Genomic DNA, 22749 nt, shown 5'->3' with positions numbered 1-22749 from the left:
CACTTCGCTCGAAAACGCTCTAGGCGATGGCGGCGCCCCCCCGTGAGGAACGCCGGCTCGCTCAGCCGCCGGTAATCGCCGTCTTGGCCCGGGACCACCATCCACTGCGCCGCGGACGGTTGGGATCGATCTGCTGCTCGATAACGATCGTTTCCGGTTCAGACGCGCGCGGCGTCGCCGGCGTTGCAGCAACCTCGTCGGCAACCTGCACATCGGCAGCAGCCTGTGTCCCGAGAGCCTCTGCGGCGGGAACCGCTTCGGCGACGGGCGCAGGGGGCTCCGGCTCGGACGGCGTTGCCTCGGTGATGCCGGGGAGGGACAACTCGTCTGGCTCGACCGCAACCGCGACGTCCTGAACCAACGCCTCTTCAAGCCCCTGCGCGGCCTCAGCGGCGGTCACGACGTCGGGCTCACCCTCGGCGACGAGCGTCTCGCCCTCGGTTTCGCCGTCCCGCTCGCGGCGGCCGCCGCGCCGGCCGCGCCGCCGGCGCCGTCCGGCGCGCGGCTCGTCGGCGTCCTCGTCGTCGCGCACCGGCTTCTCGCCGCCTTCAGCCACCTCCTCGGCCTCGGCCTCGGCCTCGGCCGACTCGGCATCGCCTGGCTCCCCGTCGTCGCCGCCCGGTGCCGCTGCGTCTTCGACGCCCGCGTCATCGGCGGCGGCCTCGTCGCCGCTACGACCCGACCGGCGGCGGCGGCGGCGGCGGCGGCGCGGCGATTCGGCGTCGCCCTCATCGCCCTCGCGACGGCCTTCGTCGGCGCCCTCGGCCTCGGCTTCGGCTTCCTCCTCCACCTCGGCGTCGATGTCGGCGTCCTCGACGAAATCCTCGGGAGGCATCAGCGCGTCGATCCGGATGCCGGTCGTCGGCGCCCGCACGACGCCCGTCGCCGGCTCGCCGCGCTCCAACTGGCAATGGCTTGACCCTGTCAGCTGATCGTCGGCCTGGATCATGACCTCGACACCGAAACGGGTCTCCAGGTCGCGCAGGTGCGTTCTCTTCTGGTTGAGGATGTACAGCGCGACTTCGGTCCGCGTCCGGATGACGAGGTTATGCGTGCTGCTGCGGATCAGCGTATCCTCGAGCAGCCGCAGCACGTGCAGCGCGATCGAGGGAACGGCCCGCACGGTGCCGATGCCGCCGCAGTGCGGGCAGGGAACGGAAGAGCTCTCCAGGACGCCGGTGCGGATGCGCTGGCGCGACATCTCCATGAGCCCGAACGGCGAGATGCGGCCGACCTGGATGCGCGCCCGATCGTTCTTCAGGCATTCCTTCATCCGCTTTTCGACGGCGCGATTGTTGCGGCTCTCCTCCATATCGATGAAATCGATCACGATGAGGCCGGCCAGGTCACGCAGCCGAAGCTGGCGGGCGATTTCGTCGGCCGCTTCGAGGTTGGTGCGTAGCGCCGTGTCTTCGATGGAGTGTTCGCGGGTCGAGCGGCCGGAGTTCACATCGATGGAGACGAGCGCCTCCGTCGGATTGATGACGATGTATCCGCCCGACCGCAGCGTCACCTGGTTGGAGAACATGGCATCGAGCTGGGGCTCGACCCCATACTGGGCAAACAGCGGCTGCGTGCCGCGATAGGGCTGCACCGCCTTGGCATGGCTCGGCATGAGCATGCGCATGAAGTTCTTGGCCTCGCGATACGCCTCCTCGCCGGACACCTGAACCTCGTCGATGTCCTTGTTGTAGAGGTCGCGGATGGCCCGCTTGATCAGCGAGCCCTCCTCGTAGACCAGGGCCGGCGCGGTGGATCGGAGCGTGAGCTCCCGCACGCTCTCCCAAAGCCGCAGTAGATACTCGAAGTCGCGCTTGACCTCGGGCTTGGTGCGCGCCGCGCCCGCCGTGCGCAGGATGATGCCCATGCCCTCGGGCACCTCGAGCTCCTGAGCGATCTCCTTGAGCCGCTTGCGGTCGCCGGAATTGGTGATCTTGCGGGAAATGCCGCCGCCGCGCGCGGTGTTCGGCATCAGCACCGAATACCGGCCCGCGAGCGACAGATAGGTCGTGAGCGCCGCCCCTTTGTTGCCGCGCTCTTCCTTGACCACCTGCACGAGCAGGATCTGCCGGCGCTTGATGACCTCCTGGATCTTGTACTGGCGGCGGCTCGGACGGAAGCGGCGCTCCGGCAACTCCTCGAGGGCGTCGGTGCCGCCGACGTGCTCGACGGTCTCCTCCTCCTCCTCTTCTTCGTCCTCGTCATCCTCCTCGCCGTCACCATCCTTGTCGGTGTCGGCTCGCGCTGCGACGGCCCCGTCCTCCGGTACCTCCGCGACCTGCGCGGCGTCGGGCTCGCTCAGCGCCGCGGCCGGACCGGCTTCGTTCGCAGCAGGCGCCTCTTCCGTGACCACCGGCTCGGCCACGGCGTCCGCCCCGGCGGCCTCTGGAGCAGTGCCTTCGGCGGCGGGGCTTTCGTCGGAAGGGCCTTCGGCGGCTGCAACTGCCGCAATCCCGTCGTCGTCGCGGTCGCGCGGCTCGGCCGCGACCTGCGCCTCGCTTGCTGCGGGCGAATCCGGATCGCCTGGATCGATCTCCGGGCCATGAACGGCCGCGGGCTCGCCCTCGAGAGGCTCGCCATGGTCGGCGTCGCCCGCGGTGAGCGTAGCGTCCGGGGAGCCGTGAGGCGCAGCCTCGTCGATGGCAAGCGGAGCGTCGGCGCTGATCGATTCGCTCGTCCGCGCCCGCATGCCGCGCTCGCGCCGTGGCTTGCGACGGGAGGGGCGGTCGTCGTCGCGCTCCTCGCGCTCGGCGGCTTCGGCGTGCTCGGCGAGCAGCGCCTGCCGGTCCGCGATCGGGATTTGGTAGTAGTCGGGATGAATTTCGCTGAAGGCCAGAAAGCCGTGGCGGTTGCCACCGTATTCGACGAACGCTGCCTGCAGCGAAGGTTCGACCCGCGTGACCTTCGCCAGGTAGATGTTGCCGCGAAGTTGGCGGCGACTAGCCGATTCGAAGTCGAATTCCTCGACCTTCTGTCCGCGCACCACGACGACCCGGGTCTCCTCCGGGTGGGACGCGTCGATAAGCATCTTGTTGGGCATATTGAACTTCCATGTCCGTGGCGCACGGCCAGCGTACGCGCCGTCGGCCTGAGGCGGACGGCGGATTTCGCCTGGCTGCACCACGACGGCTCCCGTTGGTTCCGGGGCCAATGATCAGGGGATGAGGGAAGCAGGATATCCAGACGGGCTGGCCACTGGCGCAGCCCGCGCCTGCCGCGCCGCGGTCTGCGGCGGACGGGGCGAACTGGGCCGGATCAGCGTAGACGCCCATCCAATGAGTCCTCGTGAATTCCGAGACACCGCCAGGGGCGTGCGCGGACGAAAGGTGCTGCAAAGCGGCAGCTCGCAGCCCCGTACCGACGTGCCGACATCCGTCGTCGCTGCCGTCGAACAACCGGGCGAGCGTAAAGAAGCACTGGCTGTGCTTGCCCGCTCGTCGTTCCGGAAGGTGGCGCCGTCCGCCGATCTGGCAGGCGCACGCCACGTCGAAACGGGTCTGTGTTCATTACATAGCCAGCGCCGTGGTTGGCAAGCCGAATGTTGCGTCAGCGCAACGCCACGGCCGCCGCGACGGCGCAATCCTAATGTGACATTAACCGGGCCGGTTCTATGTCCTATACGATGGCCATGGTGCATTCGCGCAGACCCGGATCGTCCCTGCGGCGGCTGATCGGCCCGTGCATCGGGCTTTGCTTGGCGGCAGCTTGGGCGTCGGCACCGCACGCGCAACCGAGCGAGCCGGCCGCCGACGCGGCGCGCCCGGCTCCGGCGGTGGCCGGCGCGGTCGACCTTGTGGCCGACTCCCGCAGCGCCAAGTTGAGCTTCACGCTCTCGCAGGAGGTCAAGGCCAAGGCGTTCCTGCTGGAGCGGCCGGATCGGGTGATCATCGATCTGCCGGAGGTGAACTTCCAGCTGCCGGAAGGAGCGGGCCGACGGGGGGCGGGGATCGTGGGGTCGTTCCGCTACGGCCTGTTCGCTCCCGGCCGCTCCCGTATCGTCATCGACCTGGACGAACCGGCCCTCGTCGTCTCGGCGCAGAGCGTCTCCCGGCCGGGCGAGCTCACCAAGCTCGAGGTCGATCTCACTCGCACCGACCGGGCCCGCTACCGCCAGGCGGCGCTGAAGCCGATGATCGACGTCGGCGACGGCCTGCCGCGGGCCGCCGCGGCGCCCAAGCCGGTTGCGCCGGCCGACGCGCAGAAGCCGCTCATCGTCATCGACCCGGGACACGGCGGGGTCGATACCGGAGCCGTCAACGCAGCCGGGATCGTGGAGAAGAACATCGTCTTTGCGTTCGCGCTGAAACTGAAGGAGCATCTGGAAGCAACGGGCCACTATCGCGTCGGCCTGACGCGGGACAAGGACGTCTTCATCACGCTGCCGGACCGGGTCCGCGTCGCGCAGGACCAGAAGGCCTCGTTGTTCATCTCGATCCACGCCGACATCCTGAATCGGCGGCCCAACGTTCGGGGTGCGACGGTCTACACCGGCTCGAAGTTCGCCACGGACGCGGAGTCGGCGCAACTCGCCGATAAGGAGAACGAAGCCGACAAGATCGCCGGGGTGGATGCGCCCGACGAGCCGGAGGCGGTGGCCGATATTCTCCAGGACCTCACCATGCGTGAGACCCGCTCGTTCTCGGGCCAGTTCGCCAAGCGGCTCGTCACCGAGCTGGGGACGGCGGTCGAGCTCAACCGCAATCCGCACCGGTCCGCCGGGTTCCGGGTCCTGAAGGCGCCCGACATCCCCTCGGTGCTGATCGAGATCGGCTACTTGTCGAGCAGCAAGGATGCCGACCTGATGAACTCCGACACCTGGCGCGACCACACCACCAAGGCCCTGACAGCCGCCGTCGACCAGTATTTCGCGGCTCGCGGCCATACACCGGTGCGCGCCGCAGTTTCTCCATAGAGCGCAGGCATAAGCTGGCCTGCCCAGCATGCCCGCGACTGGCCGAGCCCCCCCGTTCCATGTTATTGGGGCCCGATCAATGCGTTGAGGCCCGGGCGTCGCGCGTGCGGCTTGCCATGCGCTGTGGTTTCATCGTGATAGGGCGGGCTCTGGTCGCATGCGCTTGATTCTCCGGTTTTTCGGCTTCGTGTTCGCGACGGGAGTCGGCCTGGTGGTCGTTGCCTCGCTCGCGCTCGGCTATTTCGTCTGGCATGCCTCCAAGGACTTGCCAGACTACACGCAGCTGCAGAATTACGAGCCGCCGGTGATGACGCGCGTGCACGCCGCCGACGGCACGCTGATCGCGGAGTACGCGCGCGAGCGGCGCCTGTTCCTGCCGATTCAGGCCGTGCCCAAGCTGGCCATCGCCGCCTTCCTGGCGGCCGAGGACAAGAATTTTTATTCGCACGTCGGCGTCGACCCGTTCGGCACGCTGCGCGCGATCATCCAGAACTTCAACCGCAAGAGCTCCGGCCAGCGGGAGCAGGGCGCTTCCACGATCACCCAGCAGGTGGCGAAGAACTTCCTCGTCGGCAACGAGCGCAGCTACGAGCGCAAGATCCGCGAGGCGCTGACCGCCTTCCGCATCGAGAAGGCGTTCAGCAAGGACAAGATCCTCGAGCTCTACCTCAACGAGATCTACCTCGGCTCGGGCAACTACGGCATCGCCGCCGCCGCCCTGAACTACTTCGGCAAATCGGTGCACGAGCTGACTATCCCCGAGGTGGCCTATCTCGCCGCGCTGCCCAAGGCGCCGAACAACTACAACGCCTTCCGGCACCGTGAGGCGGCCACCGAGCGCCGCAACTGGGTCATCGACCGGATGATCGAGAACGGCTACATCACGCGCGCCGATGGTGACACGGCGAAGAAGCAGGCGCTTGGCGTGTCGCCGCGGTCGCTGTCGCCGAACACCTTCGCCGCCGGCTACTTCGCGGAGGACGTGCGGCGCGAGATCGCCGAGCGATACGGCGAGAAGAAGCTCTACGACGGCGGCCTGTCGGTGCGCACGACCCTCGACCCGAAGATGCAGGCCATGGCGCGCAAGGCGCTGGTCGACGGGCTCGTGCGCTATGACGAGGCGCGGGGCTGGCACGGCACCGTGCAGAAGCTGGATCTCGGCACCAACCGCGATTGGGGCAAGGCGTTGGCCGACCTGCCGTCCTATACGGACGTGCAGCCGTGGCGGCTTGCCGTCGTGCTGGAATCCAACGCCAGCTCTGCCCGTATCGGCCTCCAACCTCGCCGCGACGGCTACGGTCAGGTGCCGCGCGAACGCGAGACCGGCATCATCGATGGGGACGGCATGCGCTGGACCCGCAAGGGGCGTGTCTCCGCGCTGCTGTCGCCCGGCGACGTGGTCTATGCCGAGCCGATCGACAGCAAGCCGGGCAACTACCGCCTGCGCCAGATCCCGGAGATCTCCGGCGCCATGGTGGTGATGGATCCCAATACCGGCCGTGTCTTCGCGATGATCGGCGGCTTCTCCTTCGACCAGAGCGAATTCAACCGGGCCACCCAGGCCCAACGCCAGCCGGGCTCGTCGTTCAAGCCGATCGTCTACGCGACGGCGCTCGACAACGGCTATACGCCGTCCAGCACCGTGTTCGACTCGCCGATCGAGATTGAGCAGGGGCCTGGTCTGCCGCCGTGGCGGCCGGAAAACTACGACGGCAAGTTCACCGGGGCGCATACGCTGCGCTACGGCGTCGAGCGTTCCAAGAACGTCATGACGGTGCGGCTGGCACGCGACATCGGCATGCCGCTCATCGTGGAATACGCCAAGCGCTTCGGCGTCTACGACGATTTGCAGATGTACCTGCCGATGGCCCTCGGCGCCGGCGAGACGACGGTCATGCGCATGACCGCCGCCTATTCGATGTTCGTCAACGGCGGCAAGCGCATCAAGCCGACGCTGATCGACAGGATCCAGGATCGCTGGGGCAAGACCATCTACAAGCACGACGAGCGCGTTTGCGAGGGGTGCGATGGCGCGCGCTGGGCCGACCAGAAGGAGCCCAAGCTGATCGACAACCGCGAGCAGGTGCTTGATCCGCTGACCGCCTACCAGGTCGTGTCGATCCTGGAAGGTGTGGTGCAGCGGGGCACCGCGACCGTGCTGAAGGAAGTGGGCAAGCCCGTCGCCGGCAAGACTGGCACGACGAACGACGCCAAGGACGTGTGGTTCGTCGGCTTCACTCCCGATCTGGCAGTGGGCATCTACATCGGTTACGACCAGCCCAAGTCTCTCGGTAGCCAGGTGACTGCTGGCCACCTGGCCGCGCCCGTGGTCCGCGACCTCCTCAAGATGGCCCTCAAAGACAAGCCGGCGACGCCCTTCCGCGTGCCGCCGGGGATCAAGCTGGTCCGCGTCGCTGCGTCGACCGGCCTGCGGGCCGGCGGCAGCGGCGGGCCGGGCGGCGGGGTCATCCTTGAGGCTTTCAAACCCGGGACGGCGCCGCCGGAGAACGTTGCCAGCAGTGAGTCGAGCCGTTCGTCCGGCGGCTCGCGCGGTCGCGAGGCCGCGGGTCCCGGCGGCCTCTATTAGGGCGGGACGACCGCTTCGGTTTCCGTCAGCCACGGTCCGTGTACGGCTCCGCTGGAGCCGTACACGCGCGGACATCGTGCTCAAACGCTCCTTCATCCGCTCCATCAACCAGGGACATCCGAACGTAACCGATCATGCGCGCCGAGATCGAAACGCTGACCGAATCCGCCAAGCAGTCCATTGGACTGCTGAGGAGGCATCTTTGACTGGGACGTTTCCACGAAACGTCTCGCCGAACTCAATGCCCGATCCGAAGATCCCGACCTCTGGAACAATGCCGACGAGGCGCAGAAGGTCATGCGCGAGCGCACGGACCTGGAGGAGCGCATCGGTTCAATCCGACGCATGGAGCAGGATCTTGCCGACTCGGTCGACCTGATCGAGCTCGGCGAGGCCGAAGGCGACGCCGGCGTCGTCGCCGAGGGCGAAGAGGCGATCCGCTCGATCAACACCGAAGCCTCCCGGAGGCAGGTCGAGACACTGCTTTCGGGGGAGGCCGATCAGAACGACTCCTACCTGGAGGTGCATTCCGGCGCCGGCGGCACCGAGAGCCAGGACTGGGCGCAGATGCTCCTGCGCATGTACACGCGCTGGGCCGAACGCAAGGGTCTCAAGGTCGAGGTGATGGAGTACACGGCGGGCGAAGAAGCCGGCATCAAGGGCGCGACGCTGCTGATCAAGGGCCATAACGCCTACGGCTGGCTCAAGACCGAGTCAGGCGTGCACCGCCTGGTGCGGATCTCGCCGTTCGATTCCAATGCGCGCCGCCACACCAGCTTCGCGTCGGCCTGGGTGTATCCAGTGGTCGACGACCGCATCCAGATCGACGTGAAGGAATCCGATTGCCGGATCGACACCTTCCGTTCGTCCGGGGCGGGCGGCCAGCACGTCAACACCACCGACTCGGCGGTGCGCATTACGCACCTGCCGACCGGGATCGTCGTCGCCTGCCAGCAAGAACGCTCGCAGCACAAGAACCGGGCCACCGCCTGGAACATGCTGCGTGCCCGTCTGTACGAGCTGGAATTGCAGAAGCGGGAGGAAAAGGCCAGCGCGGAAGCGGCGTCGAAGACAGACATCGGCTGGGGGCATCAACTGCGCTCCTACGTGCTGCAGCCCTACCAGCTGGTGAAGGACCTGCGCACCGGCGTGCAGTCGACGAGCCCGCAGGACGTGCTTGACGGCGATCTCGATCCGTTCCTCGAGGCGGCACTGGCCCACCGCGTCTACGGCGGCGACGTCGAGGTGGAGGACATCGACTGACGGGCGCGCAAACGCCCGCGATATCGCAACCGATCGGGCCTGCGCCGTGCGCGGCCGCGGTCACAAGCTTCTGGCCGCGGCGAGCACCTCCTCGGCGTGGCCCGGCACCTTCACCTTGCGCCAGATGCGGGCGATGGCGCCGTCGCGGTCGATGAGGAACGTCGATCGCTCCACGCCCATGAACTTGCGGCCGTACATGCTCTTCTCGCCCCACACGCCATAGGCGGTGACCACGTCCTTGGTCTCGTCGGCGCCCAGCGCGAAGCCGAGCTCGTACTTGGCCTTGAACTTGTCGTGACTGCGCGTGCTGTCGGGCGACACGCCCACCACAACCGCCCCCGCCTGCTCGAATTCTGGGCGCAAGCGGTTGAAAGCCAATGCTTCTTGGGTGCAGCCGCTGGTGTCGTCCTTCGGATAGAAGTAGACTACGACCGCGTGGCCCCTCAGGCCTGACAGCCTGATGCGGTCGCCGCCATCGGTTGGAAGGTCGAAATCGGGAGCCTGCTGGCCAGCCGTCAGCGACATGGTCGCCTTCCTTTCGTCGGATTGTCCGTGCTGAAACGCCGTCATCTCACAGCTTGCCGCAATCCTACGCCAGCAAGCAGCAAGATGTTCAGCGGGAAATGGCATGTTTTGGTTGGCGCGCATCCCGCCCGCCGCATAACTGAGTAGATGGTCGCCACCCGCCTGCCTCGGGCTCGGCTTCGGCTGCGCCGCAAGGTCTTCAAGGGCGTTCATGCGCCCGTCCACGGCGCTGTGGCCTCGGCCCATGGCGGCGACTTGCCGTGGCCCGACCGGGCGGCCACGAAGCCCGTCGGCGGCTGCGAGGCGGCAGGGAGCGCGACGCCCCCGGCTCCCGGAGGCCGCCCCCGTCGCCGGCGACGGTTGCGGGCGGCGACCTACTTTGCGGGCGCCGTCGTCGGCATCGCCCTGTTGCTGGTGAGTGGCCTGGCGATCCGCATGCTGATGGGGCCCGTGGTCCTGGAAGGGCTATCGGGCCGCGTCTCCGAGGCGCTGGCACAGCGTCTCGGACCATCGTGGAAGGTCACGGTGGGTACGGCGGCGATCGAGCATGCCGGCCTCAATCCGGCGCTGCGGGTCGAGAACGTCGAGATTCGCAATCCCGAGGGCGTGCGCGCCCTCAAGGCGCCGAGCGCGACGGTGTCGGTCGACCCCTGGGCGCTGGTGCTCGGACGCTTCGTGCCCCGTTCGATCTCCTTCACCGGGCTGGATCTGCGCCTGGCAGTGACCGCCGACGGCACCTTGGCCTTCCGCGTCGGCGCCGATGGCGACATGGTGCAGGCGCCGCCGCCCGACCGCGCCACCGCGGCGCAGACCGGAGAGGTGCCGACGGCGGCCCCCGTCGCGCTCACCCGGGCCATCGCCCGGGCGGCGGCGTCGGCGGTCGATCTGCTGACCGCCAGTGAAGGGGCCTTCGGCGGCCTCGATCGGGCGAGCATCGAGGATGCCAGGCTCACTCTGCTCGGTCCTGACGGGCGGGTGCGCTACCAGTTCGGCGAGGCCTCGCTCCGTTTCGACAAGCCCAAGGACAGCCTGCGCAACTTCAAGTTCGGCCTGACCGGTGGCTCGGGCCGATGGCAGCTGCAGGGCACCGTCGCCGGCCGCGCCGGAGCCGCCCGTGTCGCCTCGCTGACCTTCAGCGACGTGCCGGTGTCGGATTTGCTCGTGCTGGGGGCGGAGAAGCAGGCGGTGACCACCGACATGCCTCTGTCCGGCACCGTGCGGGCCGCCGTTAGTACGACGGGGCAGCTCGCTGCTCTCGACGTCACGATGAGCGGCAGCCGCGCCGTCATCCACACCGATGATCCCGACATGCCGCAGTTCGTCATGGACGAGGTCAGGCTGGCCACCTCCTACGATCCGGCAACGTCGGCGATTCTCATCAATCGCCTCTACGCCGCCTGGGACGGCTCTCATGTGGAGGCCTCGGGCCGGCTGGAGCCGGCCGAAGCGCCTGTCCCCTGGCGCCTCTCGCTGAGATCGAGTGATGCTTTCGCGGCGGCGCCCACGCCCGGTGACAATCCGGTGAAGCTGCAGAAGGTGGCGCTGCTGGCGTCGGGCGTCTCCGGCGGCGGGGTCATACTGGAGAAGGGTGAGTTGACGGCGGAGCGGGGCAGCGCGTTGGTCTCCGGCGAATTCGGCACCGAAGCGGCCGGCCGGGGCGTTCGCGTGAATATCTCCGGCGAGCACACGGACATCCGGGCGGCGTTCGCCATCTGGCCAGCGTTTGCGGCACGGCACGTCCGCGACTTCATGACCGACAACCTGCGTGCCGGGATGGTGGACCGCTTCAGCGTCGCCGTCGACATGACCGATACCGACATCGCCGAGGCCCGGGCGCGGCGGCCACTTCCGGAGCGGGCCGTGCGGAGCGAGGTCGTGCTGTCGGCGTCCGACTACCGCCTCGGCGACAAGCTGCCGATCATCCGAGGATCGGCCACCGTCGTGGTGACCGCCCGCACCGCCAAAGTCGATATCCACAATGCCGAGCTTGTGCCCGGCCGCGGACGGCCGGTGGCGATGCCCTCGGCCTCGATCGCCATCGCCGACACTGCCAGCCCGATGCCGCTCGCCAACGCCACCGCTCGGCTGACCGGGAGCATCGACGCGATCCTCGGCCTGGGCACCGAGGCGGGCATGGCCCAGGTGCAGATCGATCCCAGCACCATCCGCGGCAGCGCCGACCTCAAGCTCGCCCTGACATTGCCGATGGCCAAGACGCTCCAGCTCCAGCAGGTCCATGCCACCGCCACCGGCACGGTCAGCGGCCTCACGGTCGAGCGGGTCATCGGCAAGGATAGGCTCGAGGGCGGCAACTTCACCGTGACGCTCGACCGGACGGCGTTCTCCATGGAGGGCAGTGGCCAACTCGCCGGGCTGGCGACCGACATCGATGTCCGCCAGCCGCTCCAGCAAGGCGCCGTGGGCGAAGCGACGATCACGGCCACCCTGGACGAAGCGGCTCGGACGAAGCTCGGCCTGTCCCTGGGGCGGCAGATCAGTGGCCCGATCGCCGCGAAGGTTGTGGCGCCGCTATCGCGAACGGAAGGGCGCGGAGCGCGCGTCGATCTCGACCTCACCAAGACGAAGCTCGACGACATGCTGCCCGGCTGGTCGAAGCCTGCGGGCCGGCCCGGCCGGGTGACGTTCCAGCTCGCTGACGGACCGGGTGATTCCCACCTCCTGGACGACTTTGCCTTCGATGCCGGCGGCGTCAGCGCCAGGGGCTCGATCGAGATCAACCGCGACAACGGCTTGGAGCGGGCCAAGCTGTCTTCGTTCAAGCTGTCGCCGGCCGACGAGATGCGGGTCGATCTAGACCGGACGGGGCAGACCTTCAAGATAACCGTGCGCGGGGCGGTGATCGATGCGAGGCCCTTCCTCAAGCAGCTCTTCGGCCCCGAGGCCGGCGCCCGCAAGGCGGGACGGAGCAAGGGCGGTGAGGACATCGAGCTGGACTTGAGCTCGCCCATCCTGGCGGGTTTCAACGGCGAATCGCTCACCAACGCAACCTTGCGGCTGACCAAGCGCGGGCCCGAGGTGCGCCAGCTCAACCTGGCCGGGCGATTTGGCAAGTCACCGGTCTCGGTGCAACTGGTGCCGCGCGACAAGGGCAGCGGCACGCTCACCGTCCAAACACGAGATGCCGGCGCCTTGCTGCGCTATGCCGACCTGTACAAGCGCATGACGGGGGGGGCCCTAAGCCTGGAGGTGGCCATGGGCGACGGGCGCCAGAGCGGCACGGTGGCCATCGGCGACTTCGCGCTGCGCAACGAACCGGCGATCCGCCGCATCGTATCGGCGCAGCCGGGCGATGCGGCACGCATCGATGCCGACGACGTGGCGTTCACGGGCCTGCGGGCGAGCTTTACGCGAACGGCGGCGCTGATCGATCTGCGGGACGGCATCATCTGGGGGCCGCAGGTCGGCATCAAGCTCGACGGCACGGTCGATTTCGGCCGCGACAGGGCCGACCTGACCGGCACGTTCATCCCGGCCTACGCCCTCAACAATGTCTTCTCCCGCATACCGCTGGTCGGGCCGATCCTCGGCGGCGGCAGTAACGAGGGCGTCTTCGCGGTGAGCTTCCGCATCACCGGCCCCGCCAGTGGGCCGACGCTGACCGTCAATCCGCTCACGGCCGTCGCGCCCGGCATCTTCAGAAAGTTCCTCGAGGTGTTCACGCCGGACGGTTCGATCCGGCAGCAGCTGGCGCCGACGCAGTCGTTGGGCGACCGCTGAGGTGGATCTGCGGATCCGGCGATCGCTCCCCGTCGTTGGCGCAGAGCGGCACTATTTGAACCTGAGCAGCACGTGCTTCTTGCGGCCGAGCGACAGCTTGATCACACCCTCCACGGTCCTGTCCTTGGTGCCGAGGACGGCCCGCTCGTCGGTCACGGTGACGTCGTTGACCTTGAGCCCGCCACCCTTGATCAGCCGGCGCGCCTCGCTGTTGGAGGCGACGAGCCCCACCGCGCGAGCCGCGATGAGCACACCCAGGCCGCTTTCGAGGTCGCCGACCGGCAGCGACACGGTCGGCAAGTTCTCGGCCAGCGCCCCTTCCTCAAACGTGCGCCGCGCCGTCTCGGCCGCTTCCGCGGCCGTCTCCCGCCCGTGCAACAGGGCGGTAGCCTCCGTGGCGAGCACCTTCTTGGCCTCGTTGAGCTCGCTGCCGGCGAGGGCGGCCAGACGGGCGATCTCCGGCAGGGGCAGCGTCGTGAACAGCTTGAGGAAGCGTTCCACGTCGTCGTCCTCGGTATTGCGCCAGAACTGCCAGTATTCGTAAGGGGTCAGCATCTCGTCCTTGAGCCAGACGGCCCCCGCCGCCGTCTTGCCCATCTTCGCCCCGGACGCGGTGGTGATCAGCGGGCAGGTGAGCGCGTAGAGCTGTGGCGTGCCCATGCGGCGGCCCAGGTCGATGCCGTTGACGATGTTGCCCCACTGGTCCGAGCCGCCCATCTGCAAGACGCAGCCGTGGCGCTTGTTCAGTTCGACGAAGTCGTAGGCCTGCAGGATCATGTAGTTGAACTCGAGGAACGACAGCTCGTGCTCGCGGTCGAGGCGCATCTTGACGCTGTCGAAGCTGAGCATGCGGTTGACCGAGAAGTGCCGGCCCACGTCGCGCAGGAACTCGATGTAGTTGAGGGGCGCCAGCCACTCCGCGTTATCGGCCATGACGGCTGCGCCCCTCGGCGAGCCGTAGTCGATGAAGCGCGAGAACACCGTGCGCAGGCTCAGCTTGTTGTCCTCGATCTGAGCCAGCGAGAGCATCCTGCGGCTCTCGTCCTTGCCCGACGGGTCGCCCACGCGCGTGGTGCCGCCGCCCATCAACGTGATCGGGCGATGGCCGGTCTGCTGGAACCAGTACAGCATCATGATCGACATGAGATGGCCGACGTGCAGCGACGGTCCGGTGCAGTCGTACCCCACGTAGGCCGTCAACTGGCCAGCGCGCGCCTGAGCGTCGAGCCCCTCCAGATCGGAGCACTGGTGGATGTAGCCGCGCTCGGTCAGAACGCGAAGGAAGTCGGACTGGGGGGCACGCATGGCTTGCTCTTTGTCTTTGCTCTTAACCGGCGCCGTGTAACAGCTTTGGCCGGTCAGATCACGGAGGATTCACAATGGGCGTGAAGCGGGCCATCGGCCTCATGAGCGGCACGTCGCTCGACGGTATCGACGTCGCCCTGATCGAAACCGACGGCCGCACGATCACGTCGCTCGGGCCGACCGGCTATCGCGCCTACGGCGACGACGAACGCGATGTGCTGCGCCAGGCGATCGTCGACGCGGCGCAACTTTCCAGCCGCACCGAGCGGCCGGGAAATCTGATCGAGGCCGAAGCCCTGATCACGGAAACCCATGCGGAAGCCGTGGAAGCGTTTCTCGCCGATCATGGCCTGTCGCGGGACAGCATCGACGTCGTCGGCTTCCATGGCCAGACGGTGCTGCACCGGCCCGAGGCGCGCATCACGGTCCAACTCGGAGACGGCAGGGCGCTCGCCCGGCGGCTCAAGATTCCCGTGGTTTACGATATGCGCGGCGCGGATATGGACGCGGGCGGCCAGGGCGCCCCGATGGTGCCGCCCTTTCACGGTGCGCTCGCCCAGTATGCCGGGCTCGAGCTGCCCGTGGCCATCCTCAACCTGGGCGGCGTCGCCAATGTCACCTTCATCGGCGCCGATGGATCGCTGCTGGCCTTCGACACCGGCCCGGGCAACGCGCTGATCGACGATTGGATGCGCGACCGGACCGGCCATCCGCTCGACGACGGCGGCCGCACGGCGGCCCGCGGGCGGCCGGACGAGCCACTGCTCGCCTGGCTGCTCGTGCATCCGTTCTTTCAGCGCCTGCCCCCCAAGTCGCTCGATCGCAACTGGTTCTCGCATCGCATGGTGGGACACCTGTCGGTTGAGAACGGGGCGGCGACGCTGACGGCGTTCACGGCCCGCTCGGTCGCCCGGGCGCTGGACTTCGCGCATGACACGCCGCAGCGCTGGGTTGTGGCGGGCGGCGGCACCAAGAACGGCGAGCTGCTGCGCCTGCTCAGCTATCACCTGCGGGCCGACATGATCACCGCCGACGGCCTTGGCTGGTCGGCGGCGTTCCTGGAGGCACAGGCCTTCGGGTTCCTGGCCGTGCGGAGCCTGGAGGGGCTGGCACTGACGTTCCCGACTACGACCGGGGTCAAGGAGCCCACGACGGGTGGCGTGTTGGCGAGCCCGTAAGGCGCGTTGCGGCTCGCCTCAGGCGGCGGTCTCCGCCGCGGCCGGGCCCAGACGCCGGTCGAGATACACGTTCACCGTGGCCATCAGGTCGTCGACCTTGCCGTCGAAGAAGTGGTTGGCGCCCTCGACGACTGCGTGCTCGATCTGGATCCCCTTCTGGGTCTTGACCTTCTCGATGACGGCGACGACGTCCTTCACCGGTGCGACACGGTCCTCCGAGCCGTGCACGAACAGGCCGGACGAGGGGCAGGGGGCGAGGAAAGAGAAGTCATAGCGATTCGCCATGGCGGCGATCGAGACGAAGCCCTCGATCTCAGGCCGCCGCATGAGTAGCTGCATGCCGATCCAGGCGCCGAACGAAATGCCGGCGATCCAGCAGGTGCGCGCTTCGGGGTTGACCGACTGCACCCAGTCGAGGGCCGCAGCCGCATCGGACAGTTCGCCGACGCCGTGGTCGAAGGCGCCCTGGCTGCGGCCGACACCGCGGAAGTTGAAGCGCAGCACAGAGAAGCCGCGATTTACGTAGGCGTAGTAGAGGTTATAGACGATCTGGTTGTTCATCGTCCCGCCGAACTGCGGGTGTGGATGAAGGATGACCGCGATGGGCGCACCCTTGCGCTTCGACGGGTGGTAGCGCCCCTCGATACGTCCTGCGGGACCGGCGAAAATGACTTCGGGCATCCTGGAGCCTTGCTGGTGCGACGCCTGCGAGCCCGGGCCGGCATCGAGGGTGCCTTGACTCGGGTCCTGTTCGGACGTCAAATAGGGCTTAGAACCGTTCTAAGCGCATTAAATTATCGGGTTGCCGGGCGCTTGGCCCGCAAGTCGCATGCTGTTTAGCACGGTCGCAGGGGGCGATTGCAAGGTTTGCGTGCGAGCAGGTTGACAGGGTCGATGGCCGACGAGCGCACATACCTGGACTACAACGCGACGTCCGTCGTGCGCCCCGTGGTCATCACGGCAATCGCCCAGGCATTGGCCCGTGGCGGCAACCCCTCGTCCGTTCACGGCGAAGGGCGCGCGGCGCGGGCGTCGGTCGAGGCGGCGCGAGAGCAGGTCGCGGAGCTGGCCGGCGCGCGGCCGCAGGACGTGGTCTTCACCAGTGGCGGCACCGAGGCGGCCAATACGCTGCTCAGCCCGGGCACGCTGGTCGCGACGGCGCCGGGCCCAGCCTTCGACCGCCTCTTCGTGCTGTCCACCGAGCACGCATGCGTGCGCGAAGGCCACGGCTTCGGGCCGACCGGCGCCCGGCTGATCCCGGTCGATGCGCATGGCGTTGCCGATCTGGCTTGGCTCGACACGGCGCTGACAGACGAGGGGCCGGCGCTCGTCGCGCTGCAGGTGGTCAACAACGAGACCGGCGTGGTGCAGCCCATTCGCGCCGCTGCCGAGCTCGTGCACGCTCGCGGCGGGCTCGTGGTCGCCGACGCCGTGCAGGCGGCGGGCAAGCTGCCGCTCGCCATGGCCGACCTGGGCATCGACGCGCTCTTTCTGTCGGCCCACAAGCTCGGCGGACCGCAGGGCGTCGGCGCCATCGTGCTGGCCGGCGACCGCGTGCGGCTGGCGCAGGCGCTGCTGCGGGGCGGAGGGCAGGAGCGCGGCCACCGTGCCGGCACCCATAACGGGCCCGGCATTGCAGGCTTCGGCGCGGCGGCCGCCGCAGCGGCGGCCGACCTTGCGGCCGAGCAGCCCCGGCTCGCAGCACTGCGTGGCCAGCTGGAGGACGTGGTCAGGCGCCTGGCGCCGGACGCGGTCATCTTCGGCGGGCAGGCGGAACGCGTCGCCAACACCAGCGCCTTCGCGGTGCGTGGCCTGACGGCGGAAACACTGTTGATGCACTTCGACAGAGCGGGTATCGCTCTGTCCTCCGGATCGGCGTGCTCGTCCGGCAAGATCAAGCGCTCCCACGTGCTCGACGCAATGGGCATCGACAAGGAGCTCGCGGGAGGGGCGCTCAGGGCCAGCCTGGGCTGGCGGTCGAGCATGGCGGACGTCGTCCGTTTCGGCCAGGTCTTCGAAAAGGCGCTGGAAACCTTACATAGACGGGCAGGGGCGCGCCGCGCCGCCTGAGCCCGGGCGTCGGGCTGCGGGCTCAGCGGACCGCCGCCTGCGTATACCGATCCACGGCCCTTGAAGCCGTGAGAGGAGGGATGAATGCCTGCTGTGCAGGAAACGGTCGAGCGCGTCAAAGCGATCGACGTCGATCAGTACAAGTACGGTTTCGAGACGATCATCGAGACGGACAAGGCTCCCAAGGGCCTGTCGGAGGAGATCGTCCGCTTCATTTCCGCCAAGAAAGGCGAGCCCGCCTGGATGACCGAGTGGCGCCTCGACGCTTATCAGCGCTGGCTGACCATGCGCGAGCCCAAATGGGCGCGGGTCGACTATCCCCCGATCGACTACCAGGACGCCTACTACTATGCGGCGCCCAAGCGGCTTGCCGGGCCCGAGACCCTCGACGACGTCGACCCGGAGATCCTCAAGACGTACGAGAAGCTCGGCATCCCGCTGCGCGAGCAGGAGATCCTGGCCGGCGTCAAGACGTCGCGCGTCGCCGTCGACGCGGTCTTCGATTCGGTCTCGGTGGCGACCACCTTCAAGGCGGAGCTGGCCAAGGCCGGCGTCATCTTCTGCCCGATCTCGGAGGCGATCCGCGAGCATCCGGAGCTCGTCAAGAAATACCTGGGCTCCGTCGTTCCGGTCACCGACAATTTCTTCGCCACATTGAACTCGGCGGTGTTCACCGACGGCTCGTTCGTCTACGTGCCGCCTGGCGTGCGCTGCCCGATGGAGCTGTCGACCTACTTCCGCATCAATGAGCGCAACACGGGCCAGTTCGAGCGCACGCTGATCATTGCCGACAAGGGGTCCTACGTCAGCTACCTGGAAGGCTGTACGGCGCCCCAGCGCGACGAGAACCAGCTGCACGCCGCCGTGGTCGAGCTGATCGCGCTCGATGACGCCGAGATCAAATACTCGACGGTCCAGAACTGGTATCCGGGCGACGCCCAGGGCAGGGGCGGCATCTTCAACTTCGTCACCAAGCGCGGCGATTGTCGCGGGGCGCGCTCGAAGATCTCCTGGACGCAGGTGGAGACCGGCTCGGCCATCACCTGGAAATATCCATCCTGCATCCTGCGCGGCGACGGCAGCAGCGGCGAGTTCTACTCGATCGCCATCTCCAACGGCCGCCAGCAGGTCGACAGCGGCACCAAGATGATCCACCTCGGCAAGAACACGGCGAGCCGCATCATCTCCAAGGGCATTGCAGCCGGCCGCTCGGACAACACTTACCGGGGCTTGGTCTCGGCTCACCGCAAGGCCTCGGGAGCGCGCAACTTCACCAATTGCGACAGCCTGCTCATCGGCGACGGCTGCGGGGCCCATACGGTGCCCTACATCGAATCGAAGAACGCCTCGGCGGTCTTCGAGCACGAGGCGACGACGTCGAAAATCTCCGACGACCAGATGTTCTACTGCCTGCAGCGGGGGCTTTCCTCCGAGGAGGCGGTGGCGCTGATCGTCAACGGCTTCGTCAAGGACGTGTTGCAGCAGCTGCCCATGGAATTCGCGGTCGAGGCGCAGAAGCTGATCTCGATCTCGCTCGAAGGCAGCGTCGGCTGAGCCGTCGGCGGCCTGAGGCCGCCTGCCATCGCGTCACCACAACGATACATCGTCCCGCGGCAGCCCTGCGCTGCGCCGAGCGCGGGATGGCGAACAACCGGATCTGACCATGCTGGAAATCAGAAACCTCGTCGTCGACATCGAGGACAAGCGCATCCTCAACGGCCTGGACCTCACGGTGAACACCGGCGAAGTGGCGGCCATCATGGGCCCCAATGGCTCGGGCAAGTCCACCCTCTCCTACGTCATTGCCGGCAAGGAGGATTACACCGTCGTCGACGGCGAGATCCTGCTCGACGGCGAGAGCATCCTGGAGCTGGAGCCGTTCGAGCGGGCCGCCAAGGGCGTCTTTCTCGCCTTCCAGTATCCGCTGGAGATCCCCGGCGTCGGTACCATGACCTTCCTCAAGGCCGCCCTCAACGCGCAGCGCAAGGCGAGGGGCGAGGCCGAGCTGACGACGCCTGACCTGATGCGCCGGGTCAAGGCGGCGGCGACGAAGCTCGCCATCGACCCGGAGATGTTGAAGCGGCCGCTCAACGTCGGCTTCTCCGGCGGCGAGAAGAAGCGCATGGAGATCCTGCAGATGGCGCTGCTGGAGCCCAGCCTGTGCATCCTGGACGAGACTGATTCGGGCCTCGACATCGACGCGCTCAAGATCGTCGCCGACGGCGTCAATGCGCTGCGCGCGCCGGACCGCTCGTCGCTGGTGATCACGCACTACCAGCGCCTGCTCGACTACATCGTTCCCGACACCGTGCACGTGATGGCGAACGGCCGCGTGGTCCGCTCCGGCGGCAAGGAACTCGCGATCGAGCTCGAGGCAAACGGCTACGCCGACTACCGCCAGCAGGCCGCGTGATGACCGCCGAACTCAGCATCATCCGGACCGCGGCCGAAACGGAACTGATCGAGCGTTTCTCGCACGTGCGGCCGGTGCTGCCGGGCGACGGCGTCGTTAAGCGGCTGCGCGACGAGGCCTTCGCCCTCTTCACGGCCAGCGGGCTGCCGCATCGGCGCATCGAAGAGTGGAAATATACCGACCTGCGCGCCTTCATGCGCGACGCCCCACCCTTGGCGCTGAAGCCGGAAGGCGAGGCTGCGGCACGCCTGCTCGGGCAGGCGCCGCCCCTGGGCGATCTCGCCACCCCGCAGCTGACCTTCGCCAACGGCCATCTCGTTGCGGCGCCCTCCGACCTCGCCGGCATCGAGATCGTGCCGCTGGCCGATGCGCTGGCGAGCGGCCATCCGCTGACCGCCAGAATGGCCGGCCTGGAGATCGCCCGCGGCAACACGGCGCTGGCGCTCAACACGGCGTTCATGGCCGACGGCGCTATCGTTCACGTGCGGCGTGAGGCCGGTGCCGCGCGCCTGGAGCTGCGCTTCGTCAACGGCGCCGCCCAGTCGTTCGCGACGTCGCCGCGCCTGTTCATCGTGGTGGACGACGGGGCGGAGCTCGACCTCGTCGAGACGCACCAGGGGCCGGACGGGCTCGCCTACCAGGTCAATAGCGCGGTCGAGATCGTTGCCGGCGCCGCGGCCCGCGTTTCGCACGTGCGCGTCAACGACGAAGGGCTTGGGGCGCTCGCCGTCTCGACTCTGACCGTGGCGCTGGGCGCCGGCACCGACTTCAAGTCGTTCGCGCTGACCAAAGGCGCGAGCGTGGCCCGCCACCAGATCTTCCTGGGCTGCGCCGGCGAGAACGCGACCATTGCGCTCGGCGGTGCCACCATGCTCCGCGGCCGCCAGCACGCCGATACCACGCTGCTGCTCGATCACGCAGTGCCCCATTGTACCAGCCGCGAGCTGTTCAAGACCGTCGTTGACGACGAGGCGGTCGGGGTTTTTCAGGGCAAGATCATCGTGCGCCCGCATGCCCAGAAATCGGATGGGCGCATGATGTCGGCCGCGCTGCTGCTCTCCGAGGGCGGCACCATGAACAACAAGCCCGAGCTGGAGATCTTTGCCGACGACGTCCAGTGCGCGCACGGCGCCACCTGCGGTGCGCTCGACGATGACCTGCTGTTCTACCTCATGGCGCGCGGCCTGCCGCGTCCGGAAGCGGAGGCGCTGATGGTCGAGGCGTTCCTGGGCGAGCCGCTGGAGTTCGTGGTGCGCGACGATGTGCGCGACGCGCTGGCGGGCCTTGCCGCAACCTGGCTGAGCGAGCGCCGCTGAGCCGGCGAGAGTGCGTTCCCTTCATCGGGCGGACCAGGCCGATTGGCGAGACGGCGCCCGATCAACGCGAAGCGGAGCATGGCGATCCGGTTGGACCGGGTATGCTCCAGGGAGGGCGGCGGCAAGCCGCTCCATCGAGCCATGAACGAACTGAGCCGTGTGCCGCCCGCCGGCGCCTATGACCTGGACGCCGTGCGCCGGGATTTTCCCATCCTGTCGCAGACGGTCTATGGCAAACCACTGGTCTATCTCGACAACGCCGCGTCGGCGCAAAAGCCGCGCGCCGTCATCGACGCCATGGTGCGGACGATGGAGACCGGCTACTCCAACGTCCATCGCGGCCTGCATTACATGGCCAATGCCGCGACCGAGGCCTACGAGGACGGCCGCGAAGCGGTCCGTGCGTTCCTCAATGCTGCCTCGACCGACGAGATCATCTTCACCCGCTCGGCCACCGAGGCCATCAACCTGGTGGCCGACTCGTTCGGCCGCATGGCGATCGGCGAGGGGGACGAGATCGTCGTCTCGATCATGGAGCATCACTCCAACATCGTGCCGTGGCACTTCCACCGCGAGCGCAAGGGCGCGGTGATCAAGTGGATTCCGGTGGACGATGAAGGCAACCTGCTAATCGACGCCTTCGAGGCGCTGCTCACGGAGCGCACCAAGATCGTGGCGCTCACCCACATGTCGAACGTTCTGGGCACGGTCTCGCCGGTGAAGGACATCGTGCGCATCGCGCACGCGCGCGGCATCCCGGTGCTCGTCGACGGCAGCCAGGGCGCTGTCCACCTGGCGCCCGACGTGCGGGACATCGACGCCGACTTCTACGTCTTCACCGGCCACAAGGTGTACGGTCCCACGGGCATCGGCGTGCTGTATGGCAAGAAGCAGTGGCTCGAGGTCATGCCGCCCTTCAATGGCGGCGGCGAGATGATCGAGACGGTGACCCGAGACCGGGTGACCTACAATGCTCCGCCGCACCGCTTCGAGGCAGGCACGCCGCCGATCGTCGAGGCGGTTGGGCTGGGGGCCGCGCTGCGCTACATGCACGGCCTCGGGCGCGAGGCGATCCGTGCGCACGAGGAGCGGCTGTCGGCCTACGCCCACGACCGGCTCGGCGCCATGAACTCGATCCGCATCATCGGCCGGGCCAGGGGCAAGGGCGCCATCCTCTCGTTCGAGATGAAGGGTGCCCACGCCCATGATGTGGCCACCATCATCGACCGCGCCGGCGTCGCGGTCCGCGCCGGAACCCATTGCGCCATGCCGCTCCTGGAGCGGTTCGGCACCACGTCGACATGCCGCGCCTCGTTCGGCCTCTACAATACCATCGAGGAAGTGGATAAATTGGCGGAGGCGCTGATCAAGGCGGAGCAGATGTTTGCCTGACGCTTCGCATCGGTCCGGCGCCCCGAGGAGAGAATCCGTGAACAACCATG

Annotated in this window: 14 protein-coding genes; 10 read left to right on the top strand and 4 right to left on the bottom strand. The window is 67.9% G+C overall.

Annotated elements, in window-relative coordinates:
• Window positions 1-61: 61 nt before the first annotated feature.
• Window positions 62-3040, bottom strand: coding sequence for an Rne/Rng family ribonuclease (locus IEW34_RS07335; RefSeq protein ID WP_188608480.1), 2979 nt, complete (start codon window positions 3038-3040; stop codon window positions 62-64).
• Window positions 3041-3694: 654 nt separating this feature from the next.
• Between IEW34_RS07335 and IEW34_RS07330 the strand changes: the two genes are divergently transcribed.
• The 3 genes from IEW34_RS07330 (at window position 3695) to prfB (ending at window position 8762) form a co-directional block, all read left to right on the top strand.
• Window positions 3695-4912, top strand: a complete 1218-nt coding sequence (locus IEW34_RS07330) for an N-acetylmuramoyl-L-alanine amidase (protein WP_244641845.1) — start codon at window positions 3695-3697, stop codon at window positions 4910-4912.
• A gap of 157 nt (window positions 4913-5069) precedes the next feature.
• Window positions 5070-7499: a penicillin-binding protein 1A gene (locus tag IEW34_RS07325; protein WP_188608479.1), complete on the top strand. Its 2430-nt coding sequence runs from the start codon at window positions 5070-5072 to the stop codon at window positions 7497-7499.
• Window positions 7500-7633: 134 nt separating this feature from the next.
• Window positions 7634-8762, top strand: a protein-coding gene (gene prfB / locus IEW34_RS07320) for a peptide chain release factor 2 (RefSeq protein WP_188608478.1) whose coding sequence is annotated in 2 segments (ribosomal slippage) — window positions 7634-7702 and window positions 7704-8762 — 1128 coding nt in all. Because the reading frame shifts where the segments join, the coding sequence is not laid out codon by codon here.
• Between the two features lie 60 nt (window positions 8763-8822).
• Here the strand turns inward: prfB and IEW34_RS07315 are convergent.
• Window positions 8823-9287, bottom strand: coding sequence for a peroxiredoxin (locus tag IEW34_RS07315; protein WP_188608672.1), 465 nt, complete (start codon window positions 9285-9287; stop codon window positions 8823-8825).
• A 360-nt stretch (window positions 9288-9647) separates the two neighbouring features.
• Here IEW34_RS07315 and IEW34_RS07310 point away from each other — a divergent pair, with 360 nt between their 5' ends.
• Window positions 9648-13025, top strand: coding sequence for an AsmA-like C-terminal region-containing protein (locus tag IEW34_RS07310; RefSeq protein WP_188608477.1), 3378 nt, complete (start codon window positions 9648-9650; stop codon window positions 13023-13025).
• A 51-nt stretch (window positions 13026-13076) separates the two neighbouring features.
• Here IEW34_RS07310 and tyrS read toward each other — a convergent pair whose 3' ends face one another.
• Window positions 13077-14330 carry a tyrosine--tRNA ligase gene (gene tyrS / locus IEW34_RS07305; RefSeq protein ID WP_188608476.1) on the bottom strand — a complete coding sequence of 418 codons (1254 nt, stop codon included), beginning with the start codon at window positions 14328-14330 and terminating at the stop codon, window positions 13077-13079.
• A 74-nt stretch (window positions 14331-14404) separates the two neighbouring features.
• Here tyrS and IEW34_RS07300 point away from each other — a divergent pair, with 74 nt between their 5' ends.
• Complete coding sequence (locus tag IEW34_RS07300; RefSeq protein ID WP_188608475.1) at window positions 14405-15508, top strand: anhydro-N-acetylmuramic acid kinase; 1104 nt, start codon at window positions 14405-14407, stop codon at window positions 15506-15508.
• Between the two features lie 18 nt (window positions 15509-15526).
• Here the strand turns inward: IEW34_RS07300 and IEW34_RS07295 are convergent, their stop codons facing one another.
• Window positions 15527-16189: an alpha/beta hydrolase gene (locus tag IEW34_RS07295; RefSeq protein WP_188608474.1), complete on the bottom strand. Its 663-nt coding sequence runs from the start codon at window positions 16187-16189 to the stop codon at window positions 15527-15529.
• Window positions 16190-16402: 213 nt separating this feature from the next.
• Here IEW34_RS07295 and IEW34_RS07290 point away from each other — a divergent pair, with 213 nt between their 5' ends.
• From IEW34_RS07290 to IEW34_RS07270, 5 genes are all read left to right on the top strand, one after another.
• Window positions 16403-17578 carry a cysteine desulfurase family protein gene (locus IEW34_RS07290; protein WP_188608473.1) on the top strand — a complete coding sequence of 392 codons (1176 nt, stop codon included), beginning with the start codon at window positions 16403-16405 and terminating at the stop codon, window positions 17576-17578.
• A gap of 84 nt (window positions 17579-17662) precedes the next feature.
• On the top strand, window positions 17663-19132 hold the full coding sequence (gene sufB / locus IEW34_RS07285) for a Fe-S cluster assembly protein SufB (protein ID WP_188608472.1): 1470 nt from the start codon (window positions 17663-17665) through the stop codon (window positions 19130-19132).
• Between the two features lie 109 nt (window positions 19133-19241).
• Window positions 19242-19991 carry a Fe-S cluster assembly ATPase SufC gene (sufC, locus tag IEW34_RS07280; protein ID WP_188608471.1) on the top strand — a complete coding sequence of 250 codons (750 nt, stop codon included), beginning with the start codon at window positions 19242-19244 and terminating at the stop codon, window positions 19989-19991.
• Window positions 19991-21307, top strand: coding sequence for a Fe-S cluster assembly protein SufD (gene sufD / locus IEW34_RS07275; protein ID WP_188608470.1), 1317 nt, complete (start codon window positions 19991-19993; stop codon window positions 21305-21307). Before sufC ends, sufD begins: the two co-directional genes overlap by 1 nt.
• 141 nt (window positions 21308-21448) lie before the next feature.
• Complete coding sequence (locus tag IEW34_RS07270) at window positions 21449-22699, top strand: cysteine desulfurase (protein WP_188608469.1); 1251 nt, start codon at window positions 21449-21451, stop codon at window positions 22697-22699.
• The last annotated feature ends 50 nt before the right edge of the window (window positions 22700-22749 follow it).

The organism is Chelatococcus reniformis, from assembly GCF_014640075.1.
Classification (GTDB): Bacteria; Pseudomonadota; Alphaproteobacteria; order Rhizobiales; family Beijerinckiaceae; genus Camelimonas; species Camelimonas reniformis.
This window is presented reverse-complemented; position numbering and strand designations above follow the sequence as displayed.

Excerpts from the sequence above, each read along its gene's own strand:
- sufD (WP_188608470.1), top strand. The coding sequence starts at position 19,991 with ATGACCGCCGAACTCAGCATCATCCGGACCGCGGCCGAAACGGAACTG.
- IEW34_RS07300 (WP_188608475.1), top strand. The coding sequence starts at position 14,405 with ATGGGCGTGAAGCGGGCCATCGGCCTCATGAGCGGCACGTCGCTCGAC.
- sufC (WP_188608471.1), top strand. The coding sequence starts at position 19,242 with ATGCTGGAAATCAGAAACCTCGTCGTCGACATCGAGGACAAGCGCATC.
- IEW34_RS07295 (WP_188608474.1), bottom strand. The coding sequence starts at position 16,189 with ATGCCCGAAGTCATTTTCGCCGGTCCCGCAGGACGTATCGAGGGGCGC.
- IEW34_RS07335 (WP_188608480.1), bottom strand. The coding sequence starts at position 3,040 with ATGCCCAACAAGATGCTTATCGACGCGTCCCACCCGGAGGAGACCCGG.
- IEW34_RS07325 (WP_188608479.1), top strand. The coding sequence starts at position 5,070 with ATGCGCTTGATTCTCCGGTTTTTCGGCTTCGTGTTCGCGACGGGAGTC.
- IEW34_RS07270 (WP_188608469.1), top strand. The coding sequence starts at position 21,449 with ATGAACGAACTGAGCCGTGTGCCGCCCGCCGGCGCCTATGACCTGGAC.
- IEW34_RS07290 (WP_188608473.1), top strand. The coding sequence starts at position 16,403 with ATGGCCGACGAGCGCACATACCTGGACTACAACGCGACGTCCGTCGTG.
- IEW34_RS07315 (WP_188608672.1), bottom strand. The coding sequence starts at position 9,287 with ATGTCGCTGACGGCTGGCCAGCAGGCTCCCGATTTCGACCTTCCAACC.
- tyrS (WP_188608476.1), bottom strand. The coding sequence starts at position 14,330 with ATGCGTGCCCCCCAGTCCGACTTCCTTCGCGTTCTGACCGAGCGCGGC.
- sufB (WP_188608472.1), top strand. The coding sequence starts at position 17,663 with ATGCCTGCTGTGCAGGAAACGGTCGAGCGCGTCAAAGCGATCGACGTC.